Below are 15801 nucleotides of genomic sequence, written 5' to 3'. Positions count from 1 at the left end.
TTGTTATATTTATGATAAAAATAAATGAATTAGATCTTAATAATCAACGTGTTCTAATAAGAGTTGATTTTAATGTACCCATGAGTGCAGGAAAAATAATATCAGACATGCGTCTTAAAGCCTCATTACCTACCATTGAAATGGCTTTAAAAAAAAATGCAAAAGTTATAATTATGTCTCATTTTGGTCGTCCATCTGAAGGAAAATTTGATAATAAATTTTCTTTATTACCAATAGTTAAATATTTACAAAATAAATTATTGAATAAAAATGTTTTTTTGATACAAAATTATTTAGATGGCATTCAAGTAAATGTTGGTGAAGTAGCAGTTTTAGAAAATGTTAGATTTAATAAAGGAGAAGAAAAAAATAATGAACTTCTTGCTAAAAAATATGCTTCTTTATGTGATGTTTTCGTGATGGATGCATTTGGAGTTGCACATCGATCTCATGCTTCTACTTGCGGATTAGCTAAATTTGCTAAAGTTTCTTGTATTGGTCCATTATTCTACAATGAGATAAAAGTTTTAAATAAGGTAATGAAAGATCCGAAGCGTCCCTTAGTTGCAATTTTAGGTGGATCAAAGATTTCTACTAAACTTAATTTACTATACTCTATATCTAAAATTTCAGATGCTGTAATTGTAGGAGGAGGAATAGCAAATACTTTTTTAGCAATCAATAACCAAGTTGGTAAATCATTATATGAACCAAAATTTATTGATTCAGCTAAAATACTACTTAGTAAATATAACATTCAAATTCCAATTGATTTACGTGTAGGAACAGAATACTCTGAAAAAACTTTAGTAACTACAAAAAAAATTACAAATGTTTTATGTAATGAAATGATCATGGATTTTGGTGATGAAACAATAGCATCTTTAATTGCATTATTGAAAAAATCTAAAACCATTTTATGGAATGGTCCAATAGGAGTATTTGAACTTTCAAAATTCCGTAAAGGAACTGAAATGATTGCTAAAACTATTGCTAATAGTAGTGCGTTTTCTATAGCAGGTGGCGGTGATACTTTAGCTGCTATTGAATTATTTGGTATTAAGGATAGTATATCTTATATTTCAACTGGAGGTGGTGCTTTTCTTAAGTTTATTGAGGGTAAAACATTACCGATTATATCTATTTTGAAAAAACACAAAATAATTTCCTTATGAATGAATAACATTTCCATATTTCTTTATATAATTTTCCTATAACAAATATAATTCTGGAATATACATATGCCTAAGATTTTAGACTTTATTAATCCGGGTGTTGTCAATGGTGATGATGCAAAAAAAATTTTTAAAATAGCCAAAAAAAATAAATTTGCATTACCAGCTGTTAATTGTATCAATACTGATTCTATTAATGCTGTTTTAGAAGTAGCTTCTAGAGTTCAATCTCCTGTAATTATTCAGTTTTCTAATAAAGGTGCAGCATTTTTTTGCGGTAATGGATTAAAATCTAAAACATCACAAGACACAGCAATTTTTGGTTCTATTGCAGGTGCCCACTACGTACATTTTATAGCAGAAAAATATGGAATTCCTGTTATTTTACATACTGATCATTGTACAGAAAAATCACTACCTTGGATAGATGGCTTACTAGAAGCAGGCAAAAATTATTATCATAAAACTGGAAAACCGTTATTTTCTTCTCATATGATTGATTTATCAGACCAAACATTGAAAAAGAATATTGATATTTGTAGTCATTATTTAGTTAAAACATCACAAATTAATATGATTTTAGAAATTGAATTAGGTTGTACTGGTGGTGAAGAAGATGGTATTGATAATACTAATATTAGTTTATCTGAACTCTATACTAGTCCTGAAAATGTACGTTATGCATATGATAAATTAAGCATAATTAGCGATAAATTCACTATCGCAGCATCATTTGGCAATGTTCATGGCGTTTATAAAAAAGGGAATATCAAATTAATTCCAATGATATTACATGATTCTCAAAATTTGATTTCTAAATTATATAATTTACCTAAGAATATAATAGATTTTGTTTTTCACGGTGGTTCTGGATCTTCTAATCAAGAAATCAAAGAAGCTATTGATTATGGTGTAGTCAAGATGAATATAGATACAGATGCTCAATGGGCTACATGGAATGGAATTTTCCAATATTATAAAAATAATATAAATTATTTACAAAATCAACTAGGTAATCCACAAGGGGTCGATTTACCCAATAAAAAATACTATGATCCAAGATCCTGGCTTCGTTATGCTCAGTTATCTTTAGAATCTTGTTTGGAAAACTATTGTAAGATATTAAATTCCGTTAATAAATTATAAATAAATTCCAAAAACCTATTATTTTATTTAATATTATTAACATCGTTACTAAAACAGTAATGATTTTATATAGAAAGAATTTAAACATGATAAATTCATATTTGCTTAGTAAGATTAACGATATAAACAATTGGATTTCGAATAACCAAACAGTTATTTTCATACATATTGTTAATGTAATGTCAGCTATAATTATTATTATAATTGGTACATTAATTTCTCGTATATTATCTAATGCAATTAGACATATATTATTAATACGTCGAATTGATCTTACTATTGCAGATTTCCTTGCTGGATTAATAAAATATAGTATTGTTGCCTGTGTTGTTAGTGCTGCGTTAAGCCGTATTGGTATACAGGCTACATCAATAATAACTGTATTGGGTGCAGCTAGCTTAGCTATAGGGTTATCTTTACAGGGTTCTTTATCTAATTTAGCAGCTGGGGTTCTGTTAATAATATTTTATCCATTTCGTTCTGGGGAATTTGTTGATATAGCAGGTGTAACAGGTACTGTTATAAATATTCAAGTTTTTTCTACTACGTTAAAAAGTTCAGACGGTAAAATAATAATTTTACCTAATAGTAAGATTATTAGCAGTGTAATTACTAATTTTTCAAGAGAACATGCTAGATGTAACGAATTTATTATTAGTGTAGCATACGAATCAAATATAGATGAAGTAATTACATTATTAAGAGGAGTAATTGAATTAGATGAACGTGTGTTAAAAGATAAAGAAATTCAAATTGGACTACATGAAATAAATACGTCATATCTTAATTTTATAGTTAGATGTTGGTGTAAAACTCATGATTTACAAAATGTTTACTGGGATTTATTAAAAAATTTTAAGGTTGTACTCGATGCTAAAAAATTTAGTATTCCTTTTTCGAAACATATTAAATAATATGCTTTAATATTTTGCATGCAGTGTATATGAAAATTTCATCTAAATCTATCTAAATAAAAATTATCAACAGTGATTTTTAAGATATTTCTAGGATATTTGATTAAAATACTCAAAGTAATAAATGTGTATAAGAGCTAATACTGCTAGTTTTTATTTATGAATAATTTTTGTTATTTATTGGAAGTTTAAATGTATTATGAATCAGAATAAATTAAAAGAAGCTGTTGGTTGGGCAGCTATTGATTTTATAAAACCTAATATTATTGTCGGTATAGGCACTGGATCAACTGTTGATTATTTCATAGAAGCACTTAGTTCTATCAAACATAGAATCAAAGGTGTTGTTTCTAGTTCAGCAAAATCAACACACAAACTAAAAAAATTTGGAATGAATATTATAGATCTAAATGATATCAATAGTTTACCATTTTATATTGATAGCGCAGATGAAATTGATTCTGCTAGATGTATGATTAAAGGTGGAGGTGCAGCTTTGACACAGGAAAAAATTATAGCATCAGCCGCTGATAAATTTATATGCATTATAGATAGTTCTAAAAAAGTAAGTACATTAGGAAAATTTCCTTTGCCTATTGAAGTAATTCCTATGGCTCGTAATTTTGTGATACGTGAATTAGAAAAAATTGGGGGAAATCCAAGATATCGTCATAAAATTGTGACCGAAAATGGAAATATTATTTTAGATGTACACAATTTAATAATTTCAGATCCTGTTTCATTAGAAAGAAGCATTAATTGTATACCAGGTGTAGTTACTGTTGGAATTTTTGCATCTCGTAAAGCAGATATAGTATTGATTAGTAATGATAATGGTGTTGAAACTATTATAACATAGTATATTTGTTATGCTTAATATAATCTATTATAAAATTATAATTTTTATAAACGGTATAGAAACATATGGAAAAAAATAACATTAAATTTTTATTGTTAGAAGATATACATAAAAGTGCAATAAATAATTTAAATGCTGCAGGATATTCCAATATTGAATTTTATAGTGATGCATTGCATTGTAATAAGCAATTAAAAATATCTTTAAGAAACGCACATTTTATTGGTATTCGTTCTAAATCTCAAATTACAAAAGATATTTTTTCTATAGCAAAACAATTGTTAGCTATTGGTTGTTTTTGCATAGGCACTAATCAAGTTGATTTACATAATGCAACAATTAGAGGTATTCCTGTTTTTAATGCACCGTTTTCTAATACTAGATCTGTAGCAGAACTAGTAATTGGTGAAATGTTAGTTATGTTACGTGGAGTGCCTAAAGCTAATGTAGAAATGCATTGTAAAATATGGAATAAAATCACAAAGAATTGCTTTGAAGCACGTGGTAAAAATATTGGTATAATAGGTTATGGCCATATTGGTATGCAATTAGGTATATTAGCTGAAAGTTTAGGTATGCATGTTTTTTTTTATGATATAGATAAAAAACTATCTTTAGGTAATGCAATACAAATTGATAACATGTATGAATTACTTAAAATTAGTGATGTAGTAAGTTTGCATGTACCTGAAAACGAATCAACTAATAACATGATTGGTACAAAAGAACTTTTGCATATGAAACCAAAATCTATATTAATTAATACAGCCCGCGGCAATGTAGTTAATCTTTCAGCATTGTATGATGTATTAAAACACGAAAAAATAGGTGGTGCTGCTATTGATGTATTTCCTAATGAACATAGTGTTAATAATACTTCTTTTATATCATCGTTAAATCAATTTGATAATGTACTTCTTACTCCTCATATTGGAGGTTCAACAGTAGAAGCACAAGAGAATATTGGTGTAGAAGTTAGTAGTAAATTAATTAAATATTGCGATAATGGTTCTACAATATCAGCAGTCAATATTCCAGAAGTATCTCTACCTATACATAAACATAATAGTAGTCGTTTTATTCATATACATGAAAATCGACCAGGTATTATGACAGCTATAAATCAAATTTTCGCAGATGATGATATTAATATATCATCACAATATTTACAAACTTCAGCATATATAGGTTATGTAGTAATAGATGTAAATTTAAATAAAGAGGTATTAGATAGAGTGTTAAAATCATTACAATCTATTCCAGGAACTATCAGAACTCGTCTGTTACATTAATCATGTTATATTTTTTACCATTCCCATATTTTTGATGGAGTAATTACTACAGGTAGTGGTATATCCCAATGTAAAATTGGTAATGAATTTACTAATTGAAAATCATGTGCTAATCCAATAGGTAAAAAGGAATTATTTTTCCAATTTTTTAATATGCGATCATAAAAACCACCACCTAAACCTAAACGTTGTCCATTAAGATCAAATGCTACTAATGGTACCAACATTACGTCTATTTGATTAAGTTCTATTGGTTTATACTGAGCTAATTTAGGTTCTAAAATATTAAATTTATTTAAAATCAAATTAGTTTTTGAATTATATTTTATAAAAAAAAGACCTCCTGATATCATAGGATTTATTACTGGTAAAAAAACATTGTTTTTTTGTTGCCAAAAATGTTTAATTGCAGAACTGGTATCTATTTCACCATCTATTGATAAAAAAGAAGCAATATTTTTTGATTTTATCAATGAACAATAATCAATCAAACGTTCGGTTAATTGATTTGCTAATTTTTTTTTTGTTGTTCTGAAATTGAACGTCTCAAATATCGCATTTTATTTCTAATGCTATTTCGTTCTGATAATTTTTTTATAAGCATATTAATATTCATAACGACATAAAATTAAAACTGCTATTATAACATGTAATTAATATAGAAATCTATAATAACAAAAATATTTTTACTTATAAGTTTGATTTATTCAATATAAAAAATATTTTTACTTATAAGTTTGATTTATTCAATATAATTGATTTTACATAAAAAGTTTATGTGTTTATTGATTAATATACCATTCATATATAATGATTTCGAATTATATAATTTTTAAAATAAAATTTATCAATAGAGAATTTCCTATGATTTCAACCACTGTATTACAGTATCGTCGAAAAACGCTTTTATCAAAAATGACATCGTGTAGTGCTATATTAATATTTGCAAGTCCAGAAAACATAATGAAGCAAAATGAATATCATTTTTGCCAAAATAAAGATTTTTGGTACTTTACTTGTTTTGATGAACCAAATGCTTTACTGGTTCTTATTAAACAAGATGAATTCAATAATCAACAAATACTATTTAATAAACCCAAAGATTGTAATACTGAAATTTGGGTTGGTCCTTGCTTAGGACAAAATCTTGCTAAAATTAGAATAGGTGTTGATTATGCTTTATCTTGGGATAATATAGATAAAGATCTTTCTAAATTATTAAATAATATAAAAATATTATATCATGCATGGAATGAATATATTGAGGCTGACAAATTGGTTTTTAATACGTTAAGATGTCTTCGTAATGGTGTAGATTCAACACCACCCAATACGATTATTGATTGGCGTCCTTTGGTACACGAAATGCGTTTATTTAAAGAACCAGAAGAAATTAAATTATTACGTACGTCTTGTAAAATAACTTCATTAGCACATACTAGAGCTATGAAATCTTGCTATCCAGGTATGTTTGAATATCAATTAGAAGGAGAAATTCATCATGAATTTAACTACCATGGTGCTAGACAACTAGCTTACAATACTATTATTGGTTCAGGGTATAACGCATGTATTTTGCATTATACAAAAAATAAAGATAAAATGCGTGATGGCGATTTAGTATTAGTTGATGCTGGATGTAGCTTTAAAGGATATGCTAGTGATATTACTCGTACTTTTCCAATCAATGGAAAATTTAGTAAACAACAGCGGGAAATATATAATATTGTATTAACTTCATTGAAGTGTGCGTTGTTAATGTTAAAACCAGAAATTAATATAAATGAAGTAAATCATCATGTAATAAATATTATGGTTAAACACTTAGTTCAATTAAGATTGTTAAAAGGTATTCCAAATAAATTGATTTCTGAAGGTGCATATCTTCAATTTTTTATGCATAATTTAGGTCACTGGCTAGGACTTGATGTGCATGATGTTGGATCATATGGCACTTCAATCAATAATAGAATATTAAAACCAAATATGGTACTAACAGTGGAACCGGGGTTATATATTTCAAAAGATGCAGATGTACCTATCGAATATCGTGGTATAGGTGTTCGTATAGAAGACAATATTATTATTACTAAGAATGGTAATGAATGTTTTACTGATAGTGTAGTAAAAGAAATAGACCAAATAGAATTCTTAATGGCATCTAGAAAGAATCTAAAAAATGTATTATAAATGCTACTTAAATCTTAATTTCAAATAAAGATTGTAAGTATAATTACAATTGATAAGAAGTTTTTTGTATGTTTAGAAACCCATCATTATCATCTAAAACACGTATAACGTTATTATAACAAATATCTTTATTTATTACTGCTTGTACTGAAACTAAATTGTTATCTAATTTTACTGCAGCTAAAACTATTCCAGTACGCCTCCAACTTTGATTAATTTTTATCTCCAATGGATCATTTACTAAAGGTAGTTTTTTAGTTCTTCCTGTTAACCAGTAAAGATTATATTTATGTTTATTAAGATATTTAGCACGAGCTATAATTTCTTGTCCTATATAACAACCTTTTGTAAAACTAATAGCATTTAATATATGCAAATTAGTATCCTGCGGTATGAATTTACCACTATTTTTTAAATCTATTATTGGAATACCTGCTTCAATATCTAATGATAACCATTGTTGACTATTATTAAATTGTACCTTGTTTATTAATGTCTTTTTTAGAAAATTACATATATAATTAGTAGTAACGATTAAAAAACGTTCAATAGGATCCTTAAACCATAAAATGGCAGTTTCATCGTTTTGTACTAGTGATACTTGATTATTAGGAATTATCTTAAATATATCTCCTAATAATTCTTTTGCTTTTAATCCCGCTAAACCTAGCAACACAAATTCATGATCACTTAAAAAGTTTATTTCTGAAAAAACCGAATATTTTTTAATTTCTATCAATTGAATTTCAAGTATTTCTTTCCGTATAATATACGCAAGATATTCTCCATAATAAAAAATTCGTAAATTACTCCACATTTTACCAGAGGCATTACAATGTGCTGCCAGATAGTGTGTGTCTTTTTTAATTTTTGTAATATCTAAAGTTAATTGGCTTTGTAAATATTTAGTTGTATCAGCACCAGAAACTAAAACTAAAGCCCAATCATCAAGATACATAATAGTCAATGGTAAGCGATAAGAATTTATAGATTGTTTAACAAATAATGTTGAATTTAGCATTAAATATTTCTCAATTGTTACTATGTAAATAGTATTTTGTAGTATTATTCAATATAAATATATCATTAATAATAAATGTTAAAAAACATTTTATGTAAACACTATATAAAGCTTTATTAAAATATAAATAATATATTCAATATAATAATTTTTGATCTTAAATTCATAAGTATTGATATCTATAAACAATATACTAATATTTGTACCACGATTAATCATTGTAATAGAAATATATCAATATTTAATTATTAATGTGTTACTATATGGTTAGTTAATTACTGTAGCAATTATATTATTCTGTATAAAACGTTTCATATCAGTAATAATCATATTTTATATCTAATATATTATATATCTTAACATTTGTATAATTTTAAGATCATATAAAAATTAATAATAGCGATTAATCAGTGTTAAATTATAAAATTGAATTAGTTAGACGTCACGCAACTGTTAAAGATTATTTTCCAGCAGATTTACCTCCATTACTAAAACGTATTTATTTAAATCGTGGTTTATGTTATCCAAAAGATTTAGAACGTAGTACAAAACATTTATTTTCATTTAAATTATTATATGATATTGATAAAGCAGTAGTATTATTACATGAAATGTTAAGTAAAAACCGTAAGATTATAGTAGTAGGAGATTTTGATACTGATGGAGCGACTAGTACTGCATTAACAGTATTAGCTTTAAGAAGTATGGGTGGTCAAAATGTGCAATATTTAATACCAAATCGATTTGTAGATGGTTACGGTTTAACAAGAAAAATGGTAACATATTTACACATGATAGGTGCTGATATGATACTTACTGTAGACAATGGTATTTCTTCTCATGAAGGAATCAAATGTGCTAAAAAATATGGAATTCCAGTAATCGTAACTGATCATCATCTTCCTAGTCACAATTTACCAGATGCTACAGCTATTATTAATCCAAATATTTCAAATTGTTCGTTACCTTTATGTTCATTAGCAGGAGTAGGTGTTGCTTTTTATTTAATGACCGCTTTAAGGACCTATTTACGTGAAAAAGGATGGTTTAATAGTAAATGGGTTGAACCAAATCTAGCTAATTTATTAGACCTTGTTGCTCTTGGTACTATTGTTGACGTAGTGCCACTTGATATAAATAATAGAATTTTAGTATGGCAAGGGTTAAACCGTATACGTGCAGGAATATGTCGACCAGGTATTATTGCATTATTAGAAATCGCGAAACGTGATTTGCACGATTTATCAACAGATGATCTTAGCTATATATTAGGACCACGTCTTAATGCTGCAGGAAGATTACATGATATGTCAATAGGAGTGGCATTATTACTGACAGATGATTTAGCTAAAGCACGTGCTTTAGCAAACGAATTAAATACACTAAACCAAGCTCGTAAAAAAATTGAAATAGTCATGCAAAATGATGCATTGAAATTATGTTCTGTATTACAGAAACAAGAAAGTAGTTTACCTTTAGGTTTAACTGTTTATCATCCTGAATGGCATCAAGGAATTGTAGGAATTATAGCTTCGCGTTTGAAAGAACGGTTTCATCGTCCAGTAATTGCTTTTGCACCGACAGGTATAGGAGATGGGATATTAAAGGGTTCTGGACGTTCGATTGAAAATTTACATTTGAGAGACATACTTGAACATTTGAATACTATTAAGCCAAAATTAATGATAAAATTTGGTGGTCATGCTATGGCAGCTGGTTTGTCTATTAAAGAATCACATTATAAAGAGTTCAGTAAAAACTTTTCTGACTTAGTTAATGATTTAGTTCAAGATAAGATGATTTCAACCATTATATGGTCCGATGGACCTTTACAACCATCTGATTTTTCTATTCAAACCGCTGATTTATTACGTAAAGCAGGACCTTGGGGTCCATCCTTTCCAGAACCTACTTTTGACGGTAAATTTGAATTAATCAGACAACGCTTGATAAATAAGAGACATTTACATGTTTTATTACGAGTTTTAGATAATGGTCCGTTAATTGATGGATTGCTATTTAACGTTGATACAAATATCTGGCCAAATACTGATGTTAATCAAGTTGAATTAGTATATAAGCTTGATATAAAAAAATATCGTGGTAAACGTTTTGTTCAATTAATCATTGAGTATTTATGTCCTTTAAAGTAAGTTTAGAATTTGCATTCTTTAAAAGAATTTAGCACGAATTTTTATTTATTTTTAATAATTATTATTTTAATGTTTTTTATACTTTTACATACATATGATAATTAATAATAAATATATAATATAGGCAATTAATATTGACATTGAATTTCATAAAATATGTGGTTTTCTAATTGAAACTTTACATAAAGAGATTAAGTTATGATTGAATTACATTTAATTAAAAATCTTATTAGCAGTCTTACTGAACGTAATAATAATCTTAGGAGGTGTTTTTGACTATACAAATAAAAAAGAAAAGCTCGAAGAAATAAATATTGAATTAGAACAATCAAATATATGGAATAACTATAAACGTGCACGATCTTTAAATAAACAGAAATCTTCTTTAGAAACTATTATTAATAATCTTGATCAAATTTTGCTAAGATTAAATGATATTAAAGACCTGTTTAATTTAGTGAAAAGCATTGAAGATAAGAATACAATTAAAGATATCATGATAGAGTTAGAAGAATTAGAACATGATATAGATAAGCTAGAATTTAGTAAAATGTTTTCTGGTGATAATGATCAATGTGATTGTTACATTGATTTTCAATCTGGTTCTGGAGGCGTTGAAGCACAAGACTGGACTAGTATGTTAATACGTATGTATTTGCGATGGTTAGACAACAAAGGTTTTAAAACTAAAATAATAGAAGAATCTTTAGGAGATATTATTGGTACTATAAAATCTGCAACTATTCATGTATCTGGAAGATATGCTTTTGGATGGTTACGTACAGAAAGTGGCATTCATAGATTAGTACGTAAAAGTCCTTTTGATTCTGGTCATAGAAGACATACTTCATTTAGTTCAGTATTTATTTATCCTGAACTCGATGATTATATTAATATCGACATTAATTTATCAGATTTGCGTATAGATGTTTACAGATCTTCTGGTGCTGGTGGTCAACATGTTAATCGTACAGAATCAGCAGTTCGTATTACACATATTCCTTCTGGTACAGTAACTCAATGCCAGAATAGTCGTTCACAACATAAAAATAAAGAACAAGCCATTAGACAAATGAAAGCTAAATTATATGAGATTGAAGAGAAAAAGAAAAATGCTGAAAAGAGTTTTTTAGAAAACAATAAATCCTGTATAAGTTGGGGTAGCCAAATTCGTTCTTATATATTAGATGATTCTCGTATTAGAGATTTAAGAACCGGTTTAGAAATACGTAATGTACAAGATGTATTAAATGGTAATTTAGATCCATTCATAAAAAACAGTTTAAAATTAGGCTTATAGGAAAAAATATGATTGAAAAAAAACAACATATTTCTGAATTTGATACTCACTTTAAATTAACTAATGAATTAAGACTGCGAAGAGAAAAATTAAATACATTACGTACACATGGTATAGCTTTTCCTAATAATTTTCGACGTGATATTACATCTGATCAATTACATAGTAAATATGACAATAGTACTAATAAAGAAATAGAACAGCTAAACATTCAAGTTAATATAGCTGGTCGTATCATGACACGTCGTATACTAGGCAAAGCTTCTTTTATTACTTTACAAGATTGTGGTGGTCGTATTCAGCTGTACATAACTTGTCAAGATATATCAGATGATGTTTACTATAATTATTTTAAAAATTGGGATCTTGGTGATATTATTGGTGCTTATGGTAAATTATTTAAAACAAAAACTGGAGAATTATCTATACATTGCTTTAAAATTTATTTATTAACAAAATCATTACGTCCGCTACCAGATAAATTTCATGGAATTCATAATCAAGAATTACGTTATCGACAACGTTATTTAGATCTCATTGTAAACGAGAGGTCTTTTAATATCTTTAAAATAAGAGCTCAAATTATAAATAATATTCGTAATTTTATGATGAAATCCAACTTCATAGAAGTAGAAACTCCTATGATGCATATAATTCCGGGGGGTGCAGTAGCGCGTCCATTCATTACTCATCATAATAAATTAAATATTAACATGTATTTACGTATTGCACCGGAGTTATATTTAAAACGTTTAGTTGTAGGAGGATTTGAAAAAGTATTTGAGATAAATAGAAATTTTCGTAATGAAGGGATATCACCGAAACATAATCCGGAATTTACTATGATGGAACTTTATGTAGCTTATGCAGATTATAAAGATTTAATTAAATTAACTGAAGATTTATTTCTTTTTATAGCTAATAATATTTTTGGAACTACTAAATTTTCTTATGGTAAATTAAAACTTGATTTTGGTAGTCCATTTACAATATTAACAATGCGTGATGCAATAATAAAATATTGTTCAAAAATAAATATAAATAATTTGCAAAATCGTATTGAACTAATAAAGGTTGCTCAATCTATTGATATAATAGTTGAAAACAATTGGGGTATGGGTCGTATAATCAACGAAATCTTCGAAAAGCATGTTGTATCTCATTTAATGCAACCTACATTTATCACTGAATATCCATCAGAAGTATCTCCTCTTGCACGTCGCAACGATATTAATCCCGAAATAGCAGATAGATTTGAATTGTTTATTGGAGGTTATGAAATTTGTAATGGCTTTTCAGAACTTAATGATTCAGAAGATCAATCAGAAAGATTTATACAACAGTTCGACAATAAAAATTATAATAATTCTGAATCAATATTTTATGATGAAGATTATATTACAGCTTTAGAATATGGTTTACCTCCTACAGCTGGTTTAGGTATGGGTATTGATAGAATCACAATGTTATTTACTAACAGTCATAACATTCGTGATGTTATATTGTTTCCTACACTTAAACCAAAAAAATAATTACGGAATTAAAATATTTCACGTAATACTGTTTAAATAATCATTAATTTAATTGATTGCACAGTTTAATATAAGAAATTAATTTTTAAATTAATTGGCATATATTATCAATGATATATAATTTTTCAATATTTTGTATAATTGCTAATATCTTAGCTTCTTAGGCGTATAAGATTTTATCTTCTAATTATGTTAATTGCTATAGGAAATTAATTATGCCTCATTCTTTAAATGATATAAATAATGCACTTAATTATAATAATTTATTATATTTAGCAAAATATTATAATAGTCCATTTTGGGCTTATGATGCTCAAATTATACGATCTCGTATTTCTCAACTACGTAAATTTGATATAATACGTTTTGCACAAAAGGCTAATTCTAATATCCATATTTTACGTCTTATGCGTTCAGAAGGTGTGAAAGTTGATTCAGTTTCATTAGGAGAAATAGAACGTGCCTTAGCAGCAGGTTACAAGAGTTGTTGCGATGAAATTGTATTTACATCTGACATATTAGATGAAATTACATTAAAACGTGTTGTTGAACTGAAATTACAAGTGAATGTTGGATCTATTGATATGTTACAACAATTAGGTTCTATATCTCCGGGACATGAAGTTTGGTTACGTGTAAATCCAGGTTTTGGATATGGATTTAGTAATAAAACAAATACTGGAGGAGAAAATAGCAAACATGGAATCTGGTATAAACATTTGTTTTCAGCACTATCAGTAATTCAAAAATATAAATTAAGTCTAGTAGGATTACACATACACATAGGTTCTGGAGTAGATTATAATCATTTAAAGTTAGTATGTAATTCAATGATTCGTATAATCATAGAATTAGGTCAAAATATAACAAAGATCTCTGCAGGTGGAGGATTATCAATCCCTTATCATTATGGAGAAAAAAAAGTTGATACCAATTGCTATTTTGATTTATGGAATAAAGCTAGAAAGTGTATTTCTAATTATTTAGGTCATTCAATTACACTAGAAATAGAACCAGGTCGGTTTTTAGTTGCTGAATCTGGTGTTTTGGTATCTCAGATACGTGCGATAAAAAATATGGGAAACAAACATTTTATTTTAGTTAATGTTGGTTTTAATGACTTAATGCGTCCCTCAATGTATGGTTGTTATCATCATATTTCTTTAATGACTAAAGACAATCGTAACATAGATAAACACAATACCACTAACAGTGTGGTAGCAGGACCTTTATGTGAATCTGGTGATATATTTACTCAAACAGAAGGATCTATATTGCAAACCCGTGATATTCCTTTAGCACAAGTAGGAGATTATTTAATCTTTCATGATTCTGGTGCATATGGTGCATCAATGTCATCTAATTATAATAGTCGTCCATTAATTCCAGAAGTATTATTTGAAAATGGCCAATATAGAGAAATTCGTCGTGCTCAGACAATTAAAGATTTATTGTCTTTAGAATTAATATAAGATTTCTTTATTATACATAATCTACAAAGATTTATATGATTTAGACTATATGATTATTTGATAATATAATTTTAGTAAAAGATTTTCTTAAATAAAAACTTCTTGGTATAGTCATAATATTTTCACCTTTATCACCTATTCCTTTAGTTAAAATGTTTTTATTAAGAGCTTTAGGTTGAAGTTTTAATAGCATACCATGAAAATTATTAATATAATTAACCTGACCAAAAATAATCATATTAATAATTTCTTCCCAATCCTTACGCAACATAATATCTTCTCTAAGACTTGGACGCCATAATAAAGATATGCCTATTCTGCGATTTTTGAGAGGAATATTAGTATTGCTTTCTATAGGAACCCATAAAATACTTGATAGCTTATTACGAACATTGCTAGTTTTCCAGGAAATTCCAACATTATTAATCAAAGAAGCTGTACAAATAAAAGTAGATTCTTTTGGATTACCTGATGAATCTATAGGTATAGTTTTTAATTCTATTCCAAGATGAACAAAATCTTGTTCAGCTTTATTTTGTGAATTAGCTCCTAAATATAATTCTATTAATTTACCAATCCAACCTTTATTCTTTTTTAAATTTTCTGGAACTACCAATCCAGCAAGAGATGCTAAATTTCCTATTGTAAATCCAGCTAATGCTTGAGATCGTGCTAGTAAGGTAATTTTATTTTTCGGAGGATTAAATAAGTAATTCATTAATATATTTTAAATATTTATTAATTGTA

13 protein-coding genes are annotated in these 15801 nt (G+C 27.3%); 10 read left to right on the top strand and 3 right to left on the bottom strand.

The genetic code is table 11. The annotated features are described in order from the left end of the window. Positions 1–5 precede the first annotated feature (5 nt). From CRV10_RS03080 to serA, 5 genes are all read left to right on the top strand, one after another. Positions 6–1175 carry a phosphoglycerate kinase gene (locus CRV10_RS03080; protein WP_136130358.1) on the top strand — a complete coding sequence of 390 codons (1170 nt, stop codon included), beginning with the start codon at positions 6–8 and terminating at the stop codon, positions 1173–1175. A gap of 66 nt (positions 1176–1241) precedes the next feature. Continuing rightward, positions 1242–2321 (top strand): class II fructose-bisphosphate aldolase, encoded by a 1080-nt coding sequence (fbaA, locus tag CRV10_RS03075; RefSeq protein WP_136130357.1) that lies wholly within the window; start codon positions 1242–1244, stop codon positions 2319–2321. An 86-nt stretch (positions 2322–2407) separates the two neighbouring features. Then, positions 2408–3235: a small-conductance mechanosensitive channel MscS gene (mscS, locus tag CRV10_RS03070; RefSeq protein WP_136130356.1), complete on the top strand. Its 828-nt coding sequence runs from the start codon at positions 2408–2410 to the stop codon at positions 3233–3235. Between the two features lie 199 nt (positions 3236–3434). Next, a complete protein-coding gene (gene rpiA / locus CRV10_RS03065; protein ID WP_136130355.1) occupies positions 3435–4094 on the top strand; it encodes a ribose-5-phosphate isomerase RpiA in 660 nt (219 codons plus the stop codon). Between the two features lie 65 nt (positions 4095–4159). Then, positions 4160–5386 (top strand): phosphoglycerate dehydrogenase, encoded by a 1227-nt coding sequence (gene serA, locus CRV10_RS03060; RefSeq protein WP_136130354.1) that lies wholly within the window; start codon positions 4160–4162, stop codon positions 5384–5386. A 14-nt stretch (positions 5387–5400) separates the two neighbouring features. Here serA and CRV10_RS03055 read toward each other — a convergent pair whose 3' ends face one another. Continuing rightward, positions 5401–5859: a 5-formyltetrahydrofolate cyclo-ligase gene (locus tag CRV10_RS03055; RefSeq protein ID WP_338419098.1), complete on the bottom strand. Its 459-nt coding sequence runs from the start codon at positions 5857–5859 to the stop codon at positions 5401–5403. Between the two features lie 391 nt (positions 5860–6250). On the opposite strand from CRV10_RS03055, the gene pepP reads away from it, so the two are divergent. Then, positions 6251–7576, top strand: coding sequence for a Xaa-Pro aminopeptidase (gene pepP, locus CRV10_RS03050; protein WP_136130353.1), 1326 nt, complete (start codon positions 6251–6253; stop codon positions 7574–7576). A gap of 43 nt (positions 7577–7619) precedes the next feature. On the opposite strand, the gene ygfZ is transcribed toward pepP, so the two are convergent. After that, on the bottom strand, positions 7620–8597 hold the full coding sequence (gene ygfZ / locus CRV10_RS03045; protein ID WP_136130352.1) for a tRNA-modifying protein YgfZ: 978 nt from the start codon (positions 8595–8597) through the stop codon (positions 7620–7622). Between the two features lie 410 nt (positions 8598–9007). Between ygfZ and recJ the strand changes: the two genes are divergently transcribed. The 4 genes from recJ (at position 9008) to lysA (ending at position 15054) form a co-directional block, all read left to right on the top strand. Then, entirely contained in the window at positions 9008–10750 is a 1743-nt protein-coding gene (recJ, locus tag CRV10_RS03040; RefSeq protein ID WP_136130351.1) for a single-stranded-DNA-specific exonuclease RecJ, read from the top strand. 198 nt (positions 10751–10948) lie between these two features. Next, positions 10949–12050 (top strand): peptide chain release factor 2 gene (gene prfB / locus CRV10_RS03035; protein WP_136130350.1). Its coding sequence is split into 2 segments (ribosomal slippage): positions 10949–11014 and positions 11016–12050, totalling 1101 coding nucleotides; the frame shifts between segments, so codons are not numbered across the junction. Between the two features lie 8 nt (positions 12051–12058). Next, positions 12059–13582, top strand: coding sequence for a lysine--tRNA ligase (lysS, locus tag CRV10_RS03030; RefSeq protein ID WP_136130349.1), 1524 nt, complete (start codon positions 12059–12061; stop codon positions 13580–13582). Between the two features lie 215 nt (positions 13583–13797). Beyond that, positions 13798–15054 carry a diaminopimelate decarboxylase gene (gene lysA, locus CRV10_RS03025; protein ID WP_136130348.1) on the top strand — a complete coding sequence of 419 codons (1257 nt, stop codon included), beginning with the start codon at positions 13798–13800 and terminating at the stop codon, positions 15052–15054. Positions 15055–15094: 40 nt separating this feature from the next. On the opposite strand, the gene mutH is transcribed toward lysA, so the two are convergent. Beyond that, positions 15095–15772, bottom strand: coding sequence for a DNA mismatch repair endonuclease MutH (gene mutH, locus CRV10_RS03020; protein ID WP_136130347.1), 678 nt, complete (start codon positions 15770–15772; stop codon positions 15095–15097). Positions 15773–15801 lie beyond the last annotated feature (29 nt).

It is taken from the genome of Candidatus Pantoea edessiphila (assembly GCF_002933355.1).
In the GTDB taxonomy this organism is placed as follows: Bacteria; Pseudomonadota; Gammaproteobacteria; order Enterobacterales; family Enterobacteriaceae; genus Pantoea_C; species Pantoea_C edessiphila.
This window is presented reverse-complemented; position numbering and strand designations above follow the sequence as displayed.

What these genes read in the sequence shown, in the direction of transcription:
- fbaA (WP_136130357.1), top strand. Translation starts at nt 1,242, where the DNA reads ATGCCTAAGATTTTAGACTTTATTAATCCGGGTGTTGTCAATGGTGAT.
- mscS (WP_136130356.1), top strand. Translation starts at nt 2,408, where the DNA reads ATGATAAATTCATATTTGCTTAGTAAGATTAACGATATAAACAATTGG.
- rpiA (WP_136130355.1), top strand. Translation starts at nt 3,435, where the DNA reads ATGAATCAGAATAAATTAAAAGAAGCTGTTGGTTGGGCAGCTATTGAT.
- serA (WP_136130354.1), top strand. Translation starts at nt 4,160, where the DNA reads ATGGAAAAAAATAACATTAAATTTTTATTGTTAGAAGATATACATAAA.
- pepP (WP_136130353.1), top strand. Translation starts at nt 6,251, where the DNA reads ATGATTTCAACCACTGTATTACAGTATCGTCGAAAAACGCTTTTATCA.
- ygfZ (WP_136130352.1), bottom strand. Translation starts at nt 8,597, where the DNA reads ATGCTAAATTCAACATTATTTGTTAAACAATCTATAAATTCTTATCGC.
- lysS (WP_136130349.1), top strand. Translation starts at nt 12,059, where the DNA reads ATGATTGAAAAAAAACAACATATTTCTGAATTTGATACTCACTTTAAA.
- lysA (WP_136130348.1), top strand. Translation starts at nt 13,798, where the DNA reads ATGCCTCATTCTTTAAATGATATAAATAATGCACTTAATTATAATAAT.
- mutH (WP_136130347.1), bottom strand. Translation starts at nt 15,772, where the DNA reads ATGAATTACTTATTTAATCCTCCGAAAAATAAAATTACCTTACTAGCA.